Below are 13065 nucleotides of genomic sequence, written 5' to 3'. Positions count from 1 at the left end.
GGGCCGTGAGCGGGGCCCCGGGCTCTCAGAGCCCGTCAGAAACTGGCGATCACGCGGTCCGCGAGGATGTAGACGGTGTCCTCGGCGCTCTCGCCGTACGAGAACGTGAGCGCGTACGCCCCCGAGACACCCGAGCCGCCGAGCAGGACCGGGGTACGCCCGGCCCGCAGCGCCTCCGCGAGACGCTCGGCCGTCTCGCGGTGACCCGGCGTCATGCAGAGCGTGGTGCCGTCGGCGAAGACGTACACGTCCAGCGTGCCCAGCGGGCCGGGACGCACGTCGGTCAGCGCCGTACCGGTCTCGGCCAGCTCCTCCAGGCGGTCCACGGTGCGCTCGTGGTCGGTCGCCACCGGGGTGCGGACGGGCACGAAGTCCGGGTGCGAGGGGTGCCGGCGACGAGCCGCGGCCAGCTCGGGGGAGTCCTCCGCGTAGTCGCCGGCGCCGGTCAGCTCGGGCAGGTCCTCCAGTGTGTCGAGACCGTCGAGCGCGTCGAAGGCGTCCAGCGCCTCCCGGGTCTCCCGGTTGTCGAGCGCGGCGGCCTCCGCCTCCATGGCCTCCAGGGCCATCGCCTCCAGGCCCACGAAGTCGGCCTGGCGCGGCACGTAGTACGGACCGTCGTCGGCGGGCCCGGCGAGCCCGCCCAGCAGCGACGGGGCGTCGGCGGCGTCCCGGGCCTCCTGCGCGGCCCAGAACGCCCGCGCCTCGGCCAGCTCCCGCTCCCGCTCCTCGGCGAGCGCCTCGGCGACCGCGGCCCGTATCTCCGCGGCGTGCGACTGGCGCGCCTGCGGGACGGAGACGCCCCGCTCGGCGGCGAGTTCGCCGCGCAGCGCGGTGATCTGCTGACGGAGACCCCGGGCGGCGTGCAGAGCGGCGGCGCCCACAGCCGTTGCGGCGGCCGTGCTCACCAGCAGGGCAAGAGACAGTGCGCTCACTGACGTACTCCCGATTCCGAGTCGATCCCCCGACTTCCTACATCAGCTTGCGGTGAGGTTGCTCCGGTTGTCAGTGCATTACGTCACGAAATGGGCAGGTATTTCGGCCGGGTGTTTGGTCCTGAAACCGTGCTGACCTGGGAAAACGACTCTCCCCCAGGACGTATGTCACATCCTGGGGGAGATTCGGTCACGGCTTGGACGCGGGAGGGTTCGCCTCGTAGTCGTCTGGTTACGGGGCGTCGGTCCCGGTCGATTCCGCGCGGTTCGAAGGGTGTTCAGCGGGCTGCCGCGAACCTGGCTCAGCCGCCCTCTTCTTCGGTCGCGCCGAGCTTCGCCACCGCTGCGGGCAGGTGCCGCCCTCGTTCCTCGGGCGACCCCTACCCTCCGCTCCGGCTCAGCTCAGCCGCCCTCTTCTTCGGTCGCGCCGAGCTTCGCCACCGCTGCGGGCAGGTGCCGCCCTCGTTCCTCGGGCGACCCCTACCCTTCGCTCCGGCTCAGCTCAGCCGCTCGATCACCATCGCCATGCCCTGGCCGCCGCCCACGCACATCGTCTCCAGGCCGAACTGCTTGTCGTGGAACTGGAGGCTGTTGATGAGGGTGCCGGTGATGCGGGCGCCGGTCATGCCGAAGGGGTGGCCGACGGCGATCGCGCCACCGTTGACGTTGACCTTGTCCAGGTCGAAGCCCAGGTCGCGGTAGGACGGGATGACCTGCGCGGCGAACGCCTCGTTGATCTCGACCAGGTCGATGTCGTTCGTGGTCAGACCGGCCCGCTTCAGGGCCTGGTTCGACGCCTCGACCGGGCCGAGGCCCATGATCTCGGGGGAGAGCGCGGAGACGCCGGTGGAGACGATGCGGGCCAGCGGGGTCAGGCCCAGCTCGCGCGCCTTCGTGTCGGACATGATCACGAGCGCGGCGGCGCCGTCGTTCAGCGGGCAGCAGTTGCCGGCGGTGACCAGGCCGTCGGGGCGGAAGACCGGCTTCAGGCCGGAGACGCCCTCCAGGGTGACGCCGGCGCGCGGGCCGTCGTCCTGCGACACGATCGTGCCGTCCGGCAGCGTCACCGGGGTGATCTCGCGCTGCCAGAAGCCCTTCTTGATGGCTTCCTCGGCGAGGTTCTGCGAGCGGACGCCGAACTCGTCCATGTCCTGGCGGGTGACGCCCTTCCAGCGCGCCAGGTTCTCGGCGGTCTGGCCCATGGCGATGTACGCGTCGGGGACCAGGCCGTCCTCGCGCGGGTCGTGCCAGGTCGAGCCCTCGGACTCGGCGGTGGCCTTGGTGCGGGCCTCGGCCTCGGCGAAGAGCGGGTTGTGCGTGTCCGGCAGCGAGTCGGAGTTGCCCTTCACGAAGCGCGAGACCATCTCGACACCGGCCGAGATGAAGACGTCGCCCTCGCCCGCCTTGATGGCGTGCATGGCCATCCGCGAGGTCTGCAGCGAGGAGGAGCAGTAGCGGGTGATGGTGCAGCCCGGGAGGTGGTCCATGCCCATCTGCACGGCCACGATCCGGCCCAGGTTGTTGCCCTGCTCACCACCCGGCAGACCGCAGCCGAGCATCAGGTCGTCGATGTCGCGCGGGTCCAGCTCGGGGACCTTGGCGAGCGCGGCCTGGATGATCGTGGCGGTCAGGTCGTCGGGCCGCAGGTCCTTGAGGGAGCCCTTGAAGGCCCGGCCGATCGGAGAGCGGGCGGTCGAGACGATGACGGCTTCGGGCATCACGGCTCCAGAAAAATGCGGAGTGGGTGGACAGAAAGGGAAGTTACCCGTACGTACCGCACGGGGTCACCGGCCTTGGCGTGTGATGCGGGCCTCTTTTCTAAGCGCTCGCTCAGGTGTCCTGGGAGAGGGGCTCCTCCCGTTCCCCGGACGAGCCCCCGGCCGCGCCCGGTTTCCCGGGGCCGTCGGAGCCCTCGGAGCCGGGCGAACGCTTGGCCGTGTTCCCGTTCCCGGCTCCTTTCCTCTTACCGCTCCCGCGCCCCTTTTCATTCCCGTGGCCGGAACCGTTCCCGTTCCCGTTCCCCTTGCCGTGGCCGTTCCCGATGCCGTTCGGCAGGGGCAGCCGGCGGCGCCTGCGGTGCTTGAGGAGTGCCCAGGGCGCGCGGGCGGTCGCCACCTCCGTACCGGCCACCTCCGTGCCCGCCTCGCTCGCCGCCTCGGCCGCCGCCTGCGCCACCGGCAGCAGGTTCTCGCGCCGGGCCGGCTCGATCCGCTCCGGCTCCGGCCAGATGCCGAGCGCCGCGCAGACGGTCGGCAGGACCGCCATGGCCGCCGTCGCGTAGCCCTCCGCCGACGGGTGGAAGTTGTCCACCCCGAACATCTCGCGCGGGTTGGCCGCGAACTCCGGCCCCAGCAGGTCGCCCAGCGACACCGTCCGCCCGCCGTGCTCCACGACCACGATCGTCTGCGCCGCCGCCAGCTGCCGCGAGGCCCGCCGGGCCAGCCAGCGCAGCGGCTGGTAGACCGGCTCGATCGTGCCGAGGTCCGGGCAGGTGCCGACGACGACCTCCGAGCCCGCCGCGCGCAGCCGCCGTACCGCCGCCGCCAGGCAGCGCACCGACTCGGTGGCGGGTACCCGGTGGGTGACGTCGTTGGCGCCGATCATGATCACGCACACGTCGGGCGCCCCGTGCGGCCCGGCGAGCAGCAGCGACACCTGCCGTTCCAGATCGTCCGAGCGCGCCCCGGGCAGGGCCACGACCCGCAGGTCCACCGGCCGCTCGGCCACCGCCGCCAGGCCCGAGGAGAGCAGCGCTCCCGGGGTCTGCCCGGTGCGCCGCACGCCCTGGCCGGCCGAGGTGGAATCACCCAGAAGGGCCAGCCGCAGCGGGGGCTCCTCGTCATATGCCTGCCCGTAGCGTCCGTCCGGCCCCGGTGGCAGCGGCGCCACGCCGGTCCCGACCGACCGCCGGGCCAGCGCCGCCTCGGCGAGCAGCACGCCCACCGCGGCCACTCCGAGCAGCCCGATGCCCCCGCCGCCGTACGCCGCGCCCGCCGCGATCCGCCGTGCCACCCTCGCCCTGGACATCGGGGCCGTCACCTCCCGTACGTCGTAGTGAAGCCGTCTTGTCGTCTACTGCCCCGGAAGCGGCTCCGCCTACGCATTCCAGCGAATACGCTGGCTGCACCATTACGGAGACCCCGGAGACTACGGTGCAATTCCACGATTCGATGATCAGCCTCGTCGGCAACACCCCGCTGGTGAAGCTCAACAACGTGACCGCCGGCATCCAGGCGACCGTCCTGGCCAAGGTGGAGTACTTCAACCCCGGTGGCTCGGTCAAGGACCGCATCGCGGTCCGCATGATCGAGGCCGCCGAGGAGAGCGGTGCTCTCCAGCCGGGTGGCACCATCGTCGAGCCCACCTCCGGCAACACCGGAGTCGGCCTGGCGATCGTGGCCCAGCAGAAGGGCTACAAGTGCATCTTCGTCTGCCCGGACAAGGTCTCGACGGACAAGATCAACGTCCTGCGCGCGTACGGCGCCGAGGTCGTGGTCTGCCCGACCGCGGTCGACCCGGAGCACCCGGACTCGTACTACAACGTCTCCGACCGTCTGGTCCGTGAGACGCCCGGTGCCTGGAAGCCCGACCAGTACTCGAACCCGAACAACCCGCGCTCGCACTACGAGACCACCGGTCCCGAGTTGTGGGAGCAGACGGAGGGGAAGATCACCCACTTCGTCGCGGGCGTCGGCACCGGCGGCACCATCACCGGCACCGGCCGCTACCTCAAGGAGGCCAGCGAGGGTGGGGTCGAGGTCATCGGCGCCGACCCGGAGGGCTCGGTCTACTCCGGCGGCTCCGGCCGTCCGTACCTGATCGAGGGCGTCGGCGAGGACTTCTGGCCGACCGCGTACGACCGGACCGTCACGGACCGGATCGTCGCCGTGTCCGACAAGGACGCCTTCCAGATGACCCGCCGCCTCGCCAAGGAGGAGGGCCTGCTCGTCGGCGGCTCCTGCGGCATGGCGGTCGTCGCCGCCCTTGAGGTCGCCAAGGAGCTGGGCCCGGACGACGTGGTCGTCGTGCTGCTTCCGGACTCGGGCCGCGGGTACCTTTCGAAGATCTTCAACGACGAGTGGATGGCCGACTACGGCTTCCTGGAGGACACCACCTCCGCCACCGTCGCGGACGTGCTCGGCCACAAGACGCACGGTCTGCCCTCGCTCGTCCACATGCACCCGGACGAGACCGTCGGCCAGGCCATCGAGGTGCTGCGCGAGTACGGCGTCTCCCAGATGCCGATCGTGAAGCCGGGCGCCGGTCACCCCGACGTCATGGCCGCCGAGGTCGTCGGCTCGGTCGTCGAGCGCGAGCTGCTCAGCTCCCTGTTCAACCAGAAGGCGTCCCTGGAGGACCCGCTGGGCGACCACATGTCCGCGCCGCTGCCGCAGGTCGGCTCGGGCGAGCCGGTCGCCGACCTGATGGCGGTGCTCGGCGACGCGGACGCGGCGATCGTCCTCGTCGAGGGCAAGCCGACCGACGTGGTCAGCCGCCAGGACCTGCTGGCCTTCCTGGCCGCGAACCCCGGCGTGAAGTAAGCGGTACAGCGGTACAGCGCGAGAGCGGTACGGCGCCACGGCGCCGCAGAGACACAGAGCGGTACGAGACGGGGCGGCGGGGCTTTCGGGCACCGGCCGCCCCGTCTCGTATGTCTACGCGCGTGGCGTCGCCCCGTACGACTCCGTACGCCCCCGCGCGTGTACGTCACACGAACGGTACGCGCGCGACACGCGCCCGCAGCGCCCGCGTAACACGACGGCGGGAGAGTGTTCCTCGTCGGCGTCACGGGCCTCCGGAGCGGCTCCCGGATCTCCTGGTACGCCGTCCGACGCGGGCCCCCGGTCCTGACCCGGGCCCCGCGTCCGCTCGCGGGGACCGCCGTCGTCCCGACCTCTGCCCGGCACCGCCCGGCAGGGGACGGCGGCCCCCGCGCTCTCTTTCCGCGGGCCCGCCCGTTTCCACGCGCCCCTGCGGCTATGCGTCCATCCGTACGTCCGGGCTCCCTCGCGCCCGCCGACTGCATATGCTTATGCAGAGTTCTTGGTGCATGAATAGTCGGCAGGTGGAAGGGGAGGGGGACGGCATGAACGACAGTCCCGCTGGACGGCTGCAGACGCTGTTCGAAGGGCACCGGCTCACGCCGACACAGCGGCGGATCGCGCACTGCATGGTGCGGCGGGCCGCCGACGTGCCGTTCCTGTCCAGTGTGGAGCTGGCCGACCTGGCCGGGGTGAGCCAGCCGTCCGTCACCCGTTTCGCGGTCGCGCTCGGCTTCGACGGCTATCCGGCGCTGCGCCGGCATCTGCGCGAGAGCGTGCCCGCGGCCCCCGAGGAGACCGTCGGCCACAACGAGTACCAGCAGGCCGTGCTCGGCGAGATCGAGAACCTGAGGCACCTCGCCGACCTCCTCGCCGACCCCGCGCCCGTCGTACGGGCCGGCCGGCTGCTCGCCGCCTCCCGCCCGCTGCCCGTGCTCGGTCTGCGGGCCGCCTCCTCGCAGGCGCGCGGCTTCGCGTACTTCGCGGGCAAGGTCCACCCCGACGTACGGCTGCTCGACGAGGGCGGCTCGATGCTGGAGGACCGGATCGACGCGGTCGTCCGCGCCGGGGCGTCGACGCTCCTGTGCTTCGCGCTGCCGCGCCATCCGCGCGAGGTCGTCGACGCGCTGGCATATGCCCGTACGTCCGGGCTCACCGTGGTGACGGTCGCCGAGTCCGCCTTCGCCCCCGTCGCCGCCCACAGCGACCTGCTCATCCCGGCCCCCGTCGGCACCGGCCTCGCCTTCGACACGGCCTGCGCGCCGATGTTGCTGGGCCGGGTGCTCCTGGAGGCGATGGCGGACGAGTTGCCGGACGCGCAGGCGCGCCTGGAGGAGTTCGACACGCGCGCGGCGACGCGCGGTCTGTTCGTCGACTGACCCCTGGGGGCGCCGAAGTCGCCGGAGTCGTCGGAGTCGCTGAGTCGCTGGAGTCGCTGTCCCTGGACGTGGGGGGTGGCCGTGACCCCGGACGGTCGGCCGGCTCATCGCCGACCGGCCGGGGCCACGGCCCATGGGGGGGCGTCCGGGGTCAGATCTCCAGCTCGCTCTCGATCTTCTTCAGCTGGTGGCGGGCCATCGCCAGGTTCGCCCGGCCCTTGTCCAGCGCCAGGTACAGGAAGAGACCGTTCGCGCCGCGGGTCTTGAGCAGCCGGAGCAGGTGGTACTGGCTGCCCAAGGTGATGAGGATGTCCTCGATCTCGTCGCTGAGCCCCAGCATCTCCATCGCGCGGACCTTCGCCCGGACGACGTCCGTGTTGCCGGCCGCCGCGACGTTCAGGTCGAGGTCCTTGCCGCCGCCTATCGTGCCGAGGGCCATGCCGCTCGTGTAGTCGACGAGCGCCGCGCCGATCGCGCCTTCGATCTGGGCGGCTTCCTTGAGGGAGGTCTCGGTGTTCGCCATGGTGTGGTTCCGTTCTTCTTTCCGTGGGTGTCGTCGTTCTCTGGTGTGGCCGACCTGCCGGTGGCCGGCCGGTCGACCGGTGGCCGGGTGGTCAGTTCAGGTCTCTGCGTTCCAGCGCGCCGTCCACCAGCTCGGCGATGCGGGCGCTGGACCGGCGGGCCTCCAGGTGGAGCCGGCCGACGTTGATCCGGGGTTCGGCGAGCAGCGTCAGCACGGCCGAGCCGCCCGCCGCGTACGTCGCCACGTAGCCGTTCTCGCCCCGGACGAGCAGCTCCTTGAAGCCGCCCTGTCCGGTGGTGTCCGCGAGCCGCTGCCCGACGCCCAGCGCGGCGGCGGTCAGCGCGGCCACGCTCTCCGCCTCGGCGTCGACGGCGTCCCGGGCGAGCACCAGTCCGTCGATGCTGGCCGCCAGGGCCCCGGTGAGCTGGGGCAGCCGGGCCCGCAGCCGTCTCAGCTCGCCGAGCACCTCGGCCTCCGCAGTCATCATTTGTCTCCTCTCGGCGCGCAGGCGCAGGGCACGCCTCATCACAGGGCTGCCTCCAGGGCGTCACGGAGCCGGCGGAGCAAGGCGACGTCGGGGTCGGGGGTGGCGACCTCGCCGACCCAGGCGGGCACCGGGGGCGGGGCGGGGGGCGCCGCTTCGTGAGGGGTTTCCACCAGACCGGCCGCGGCGAGCCGTCGTACGTCCAGCAGCGTGTGGAACGCGGGCCGCCCGAGCACCCGGGCGATGTCCGCCGGGGTCCGTACGCCGTCGGCCGCCGCGAGCAGGGCCCGGTGCCGGGTGCCGACGGGCTGGCCGGGGGCGACGGGGCGGGGGACCACGGGCGCGGTGTCGACGGCGGGGTACGGCCAGACGCTGTCGAGGAGGTCGCGGCGGCGCAGCGTCTCGCGTTCCACGGCCTCGGTGGCGACCGGGCGCACCGCGCCGAACCAGTGCGCCGCCCCGTACCGGAAGCGGGTCGGGCCGCTCGCGGGTCCGAGGGCGAAGAACGCGGCGTCGAAGACGGCCTCCAGGTGGCAGATCTCCAGTTCCCCGTCGTGCAGCCGGCCGCTGTCGACGAGGAAGCGGCCGACGGTGCCGCGCGCGCCCGCCTGGTTCACGGCGTCGTCCCAGCCTTCGCGGGGCAGCCGGCCGGCGGCGGCGAGGAGGACGTCGACGCCGGGGGAGCTGGGGCTTTCGGCGTGCACGACGCGGCCGTCGACGAGGTAGAGGGTGCCGTGGTCGCGCAACAGGGCGCCGGTGGCCTTCTCGGCGGTGAGCCGCAGCAGCATGGGGGAGACGGGGGTGGCCGCCGGAAGCGAGGGGGGAGCGGGGGCCGCGGAGAAGGCGGGGGCGGCCGGAAAAGCGGGGATGGCGGGGGAGGGAGGCGGTGCGGATAAGGGGGGTAAGGCAGCCGAGGCAGGTAAGGAAGGTAAGGAAGGTAAGGAAGATAAGGCGGGGGAGTCGACGCGGACCGGGCGTATCGGGGGGAGCGCGCTCATCCGAGGACCAGCCTCTCGGCGAGGTCGCCCAGCCGGATGCGGGCGAGTGCGAGGTTGCCGGTGGAGCGGTCCAGCCAGAGATGCAGGAAGACACTGCTGTCGAAGTCGGTCTCGACGAAGCGGATCACGTGGTACCCGACGCGGGTGCTGACGATCAGGTCCTCGACCGGCGGGGCGCCGGCCTCGGGTGGTAACGCGCCGTCGCCCGTTCCCGCCGGTGACTCGAACTCGGCCGCCGCGCGGGCCAATTCGGCGCTCTCGGCGGCGGTCGTCTCGTGGTCGCCGACCGGGGATTCGCCCGCCGACCCGAGGGCCAGACCACTGGTCCAGTCGACCAGCCAGGCCCCGCGCGCCCCCGGCAGGCTCATGGCCTCCTGAAGACACTCGTCGATTCCGGGCACGCGAGATCCCCTCCCGATGCGGCGTACGGGCGTACGGCAGTAACGGTGACGCTACTCAACGTCGCGCTCCCGGGCAGGAGTTCTGGCATTTTCCAGAGGAATTTGTCAGCGGATCCGGAGGAGCGGCCTCAGCCCCGGGTCTCCACCGCCCGCGCGATCTCCTCCAGGTCCCGCGCGAGCGAGCGCGCCATCACCCGCGTCCCGAGCCGCCCGAGCAGCCGGGTGAGCGGCGTCGGGGCGCGGTCGTAGCCGGGGCGGGCGGTGTACGTGAGGCGCAGGGTGGTCGCGGTGGCGCGGGCGAGCGGCCCGTCGGGCGCGAGGGCGAGCTCGCACGCGTAGTGCATGCCGCCCGAGTCGGCCACCGTGACGTACCGCTCGGCCGGTTCGCAGATCGTCACCGTCAGCTCCTCGGTGGCCTGCCGGCCCAGCGTCCGCCGGGTCTCGCGCCAGCGGGTGCCGACCGCGAAGCCGCCCTGGGTCAGCACCTCGACCCGGTCGACGGCGGACAGCAGCCGGGGCAGTCCGGGCAGGTCGGTGATCATCAGCCAGACACGCCCGGGCGAGGCGGCCACCTTCCGTTCCACGACCACCGAGGTGCTTGCTGTCATGGATCCACGGGAGCACCGCCGCCGCCCGGGCGCAAGGTCATGCCGTCAGCGCGTCCGGCCGGCCGCCGCCCGATTCCGCCACGATCTCGTCGAGGGTCTGGGCCCGGCGGACCAGGCTGAAGACCGTGCCGCCCTCGGCCGCCCGGGTGAATCCGTACACGGCGGGCCGGGGCAGGCTGTTGTACGCGTAGTGGTGGGCGAAGTAGTACGCGCCGGTGTCCGGCACCGCCACCACGTCGCCCGGCCGCAGCGGCGGCAGCGCGCGCCCGGTGGCCAGCAGGTCCCCGGCGAAGCAGGCGGGTCCGGCCACGTCCTGGACGACCGCCGGCTCGCCCGCGCGGGGCCGGCCCTCCGCGTCGTAGGCGAGGATCCGCAGCGGCCAGGAGCCGGGGGCGTAGACGGTGCGGACGGCGAGCTGGACGCCCGCGTGGGTGACGGCGATGGGGCGGCCGCCGGAGGTCTTCGTGTACTCGACCCGGGCCAGCACGGTGCCGTGCTTGGCGAGCAGCGACCGGCCGAACTCGGTGACCAGCGCGTAGCGCCCGTCGAACAGACCGGGGACGGTGGCGGCGAGCAGCCCGGCGTACGCGGCGTAGGTCGGGGTGTCCTCGTCGGAGGCGAAGTTCACCGGGAGGCCGCCGCCGATGTCGAGGGTGTCGATCTGCCGGCGCCCGGCCCGGTCGTTGATCTCCTCGGCGAGCGCGTAGGCCGCCCGGACGCCCTCGGCCATGAGGGGGAGCGGGACGCCCTGGGAGCCGGTGTGGGTGTGCAGCCGGGTGAGCCAGGGGCGGTCCAGATACGCCTGGACGACGGCCTCGCGGGCGCCGTCGTCGCGCAGCGCGACACCGAACTTGGAGGTGGCGGTGGCGGTCGACATCGCGCCGATCGCACCGGCTCCGACCTGTGGGTTCACCCGGAGTCCGACGGGCGGGGCGCCGGCGGCGGACGGGAGCAGGCCGTCGAGCCGGGCCAGTTCCTGGAGGTTGTCGGCGTTGACCGCGATGCCGAGGCCGAGGGCCTGGCGCAGCTCGGCGTGGGTCTTGGCGGGGGAGTCGAGGACGGTACGGGACGGGGGCACCCCGGCCGCCCGGGCCAGGGCCAGTTCGCCGGGGCTCGCGACCTCGGCGCCCAGGCCCGCCTCGTACAGCAGGCGCAGGACGGGCACGAGCGGGGCGGCCTTCACGGCGAAGGCGTGCAGGACGGGGGCGTCGGTGACGGCGGCGAAGGCGCTGGTCAGGGCGGCGGCGGAGGCGCGGATGCCGGCCGTGTCGAGGAGGGCGGCGACGGGCTCCTCGGCGGAGAGGAGTCCTTGGGCGACGGCGGCGCGCACGGCGCGGTCGCGAGCGTGTTCCCGGCGGTTCGGCGAGGTCGTTCCGAGGGAGGTGGCCATGCGTCCATCCCACCACCGGGCGGGGCGCCGCCGCAGCTGTTGACTAAGTCTATTCAGCGGGCCAGGATGTGAATACCAGAGTGAATAACCGAGGAGGCTTCGCCATGTCAGGACCCCGCCCCGTACGGGCCCCGCGCGGTACGGAACTGAGCGCCCTGGGATGGCAGCAGGAGGCCGCCCTCCGGATGCTCCAGAACAACCTCGACCCCGAGGTCGCGGAGCACCCCGACAAGCTCGTCGTCTACGGCGGCACCGGCAAGGCCGCCCGCGACTGGCGCTCGTTCGACGCCATGGTGCGCACCCTGCGCACCCTCAAGCAGGACGAGACGATGCTCGTCCAGTCCGGCCGTCCGGTCGGCGTCATGCAGACCCACGAGTGGGCGCCGCGCGTCCTCATCGCCAACTCCAACCTCGTCGGCGACTGGGCCAACTGGGAGGAGTTCCGGCGCCTGGAGGCCCTCGGCCTCACCATGTACGGCCAGATGACCGCCGGTTCCTGGATCTACATCGGCACCCAGGGCATCCTCCAGGGCACCTACGAGACCTTCGCCGCCGTCGCCGCGAAGAAGTTCGGCGGCACCCTGGCCGGCACCATCACCCTGACCGCCGGCCTCGGCGGCATGGGCGGCGCCCAGCCGCTCGCCGTCACCATGAACGACGGCGTCGCGATCTGCGTCGACTGCGACCCGCGCGCCATCGAGCGCCGCATCGAGCACCGCTACCTCGACGTCAAGGCCGACAACCTCGCGCACGCCCTCCAGCTCGCCACCGAGGCCCGCGACGCCCGCCGCCCGCTGTCCATCGGCCTCCTCGGCAACGCCGCCGACCTGCTCCCGCAGATGCTCGCCGAGGGTGCCCCGATCGACATCGTGACGGACCAGACCTCCGCCCACGACCCGCTGGCCTACCTCCCGGTGGGCATGGCGTTCGAGGACATGGCGGACGCCGCCGCCAAGGACCCGGCCGGCTTCACCACCCGCGCCCGCGAGTCCATGGCCAAGCACGTCGAGGCCATGGTCGGCTTCATGGACGCCGGCGCCGAGGTCTTCGACTACGGCAACTCCATCCGCGGCGAGGCCCAGCTGGCCGGCTACGACCGCGCGTTCGCCTTCCCGGGCTTCGTCCCCGCGTACATCCGCCCCCTCTTCTGCGAGGGCAAGGGCCCGTTCCGCTGGGCCGCCCTGTCCGGCGAGGCCTCCGACATCCACAAGACGGACAAGGCGATCCTCGACCTCTTCCCCGAGAACGAGTCGCTGCACCGCTGGATCAAGATGGCCGGCGAGCGCGTCCACTTCCAGGGCCTGCCCGCCCGGATCTGCTGGCTCGGCTACGGCGAGCGCGACCGCGCCGGCGAGCGCTTCAACGACATGGTGGCCTCCGGCGAACTCGCCGCCCCGCTCGCCATCGGCCGCGACCACCTCGACTGCGGCTCCGTCGCCTCCCCGTACCGCGAGACCGAGGCCATGCTCGACGGCTCCGACGCCATCGCCGACTGGCCGCTGCTCAACGCCATGGTCAACGTGGCCTCCGGCGCCTCCTGGGTGTCGATCCACCACGGCGGCGGCGTCGGCATGGGCCGCTCCATCCACGCCGGCCAGGTCACCGTCGCCGACGGCACCCCGCTCGCCGGCGAGAAGATCCGCCGCGTGCTCACCAACGACCCCGGCATGGGCGTCATCCGTCACGTCGACGCCGGCTACGACATCGCCGAGCGCGTCTCCGGCGAGCGCGGCGTCCGCGTCCCGATGCGCGAGGGCGACACCGGCACCGGCACCGGTTCCGAGGAAGGCTCCGCGTGAGTGCCTCCTT

General features: G+C 72.8%; 12 protein-coding genes. 3 read left to right on the top strand and 9 right to left on the bottom strand.

What is annotated here, in order from left to right; genetic code table 11:
• Window positions 1–35 precede the first annotated feature (35 nt).
• The 3 genes from ABZ693_RS25610 to ABZ693_RS25600 all read right to left on the bottom strand — a co-directional run bounded on the left by ABZ693_RS25610 (window position 36) and on the right by ABZ693_RS25600 (window position 3959).
• Window positions 36–932 (bottom strand): hypothetical protein, encoded by an 897-nt coding sequence (locus ABZ693_RS25610; RefSeq protein WP_359881564.1) that lies wholly within the window; start codon window positions 930–932, stop codon window positions 36–38.
• Window positions 933–1429: 497 nt separating this feature from the next.
• Window positions 1430–2650, bottom strand: coding sequence for an acetyl-CoA C-acetyltransferase (locus ABZ693_RS25605; protein ID WP_359881561.1), 1221 nt, complete (start codon window positions 2648–2650; stop codon window positions 1430–1432).
• Window positions 2651–2762: 112 nt separating this feature from the next.
• The gene (locus tag ABZ693_RS25600; protein WP_359881558.1) at window positions 2763–3959 is read right to left on the bottom strand and encodes an SGNH/GDSL hydrolase family protein; all 1197 of its coding nucleotides are present in this window, start codon (window positions 3957–3959) and stop codon (window positions 2763–2765) included.
• A 125-nt stretch (window positions 3960–4084) separates the two neighbouring features.
• Between ABZ693_RS25600 and ABZ693_RS25595 the strand changes: the two genes are divergently transcribed.
• Both ABZ693_RS25595 and ABZ693_RS25590 read left to right on the top strand, forming a co-directional pair.
• Window positions 4085–5473 (top strand): cystathionine beta-synthase, encoded by a 1389-nt coding sequence (locus ABZ693_RS25595; RefSeq protein ID WP_359881556.1) that lies wholly within the window; start codon window positions 4085–4087, stop codon window positions 5471–5473.
• A 545-nt stretch (window positions 5474–6018) separates the two neighbouring features.
• Complete coding sequence (locus ABZ693_RS25590; protein ID WP_359881553.1) at window positions 6019–6852, top strand: MurR/RpiR family transcriptional regulator; 834 nt, start codon at window positions 6019–6021, stop codon at window positions 6850–6852.
• A 151-nt stretch (window positions 6853–7003) separates the two neighbouring features.
• On the opposite strand, the gene ABZ693_RS25585 is transcribed toward ABZ693_RS25590, so the two are convergent.
• From ABZ693_RS25585 to ABZ693_RS25560, 6 genes are all read right to left on the bottom strand, one after another.
• Window positions 7004–7375, bottom strand: coding sequence for a hypothetical protein (locus tag ABZ693_RS25585; protein ID WP_359881551.1), 372 nt, complete (start codon window positions 7373–7375; stop codon window positions 7004–7006).
• Window positions 7376–7466: 91 nt separating this feature from the next.
• Window positions 7467–7859: a roadblock/LC7 domain-containing protein gene (locus tag ABZ693_RS25580; RefSeq protein WP_359881640.1), complete on the bottom strand. Its 393-nt coding sequence runs from the start codon at window positions 7857–7859 to the stop codon at window positions 7467–7469.
• Between the two features lie 41 nt (window positions 7860–7900).
• On the bottom strand, window positions 7901–8647 hold the full coding sequence (locus ABZ693_RS25575) for a transcriptional regulator (RefSeq protein ID WP_359881548.1): 747 nt from the start codon (window positions 8645–8647) through the stop codon (window positions 7901–7903).
• A 206-nt stretch (window positions 8648–8853) separates the two neighbouring features.
• Window positions 8854–9258, bottom strand: coding sequence for a roadblock/LC7 domain-containing protein (locus tag ABZ693_RS25570; RefSeq protein WP_359881545.1), 405 nt, complete (start codon window positions 9256–9258; stop codon window positions 8854–8856).
• Between the two features lie 128 nt (window positions 9259–9386).
• Window positions 9387–9866 (bottom strand): SRPBCC family protein, encoded by a 480-nt coding sequence (locus ABZ693_RS25565; protein WP_359881542.1) that lies wholly within the window; start codon window positions 9864–9866, stop codon window positions 9387–9389.
• 37 nt (window positions 9867–9903) lie between these two features.
• Window positions 9904–11256 (bottom strand): type III PLP-dependent enzyme domain-containing protein, encoded by a 1353-nt coding sequence (locus ABZ693_RS25560; protein WP_359881539.1) that lies wholly within the window; start codon window positions 11254–11256, stop codon window positions 9904–9906.
• A gap of 104 nt (window positions 11257–11360) precedes the next feature.
• Here ABZ693_RS25560 and hutU point away from each other — a divergent pair, with 104 nt between their 5' ends.
• Complete coding sequence (gene hutU, locus ABZ693_RS25555) at window positions 11361–13055, top strand: urocanate hydratase (protein ID WP_359881536.1); 1695 nt, start codon at window positions 11361–11363, stop codon at window positions 13053–13055.
• Window positions 13056–13065: the final 10 nt, after the last annotated feature.

Origin of the sequence: Streptomyces laurentii (genome assembly GCF_040635425.1) — a bacterium.
Taxonomy (GTDB): domain Bacteria; phylum Actinomycetota; class Actinomycetes; order Streptomycetales; family Streptomycetaceae; genus Streptomyces; species Streptomyces laurentii.
Note: the sequence above shows the minus strand (reverse complement) of the source record. Positions and strands in the feature narration are given on the sequence as shown.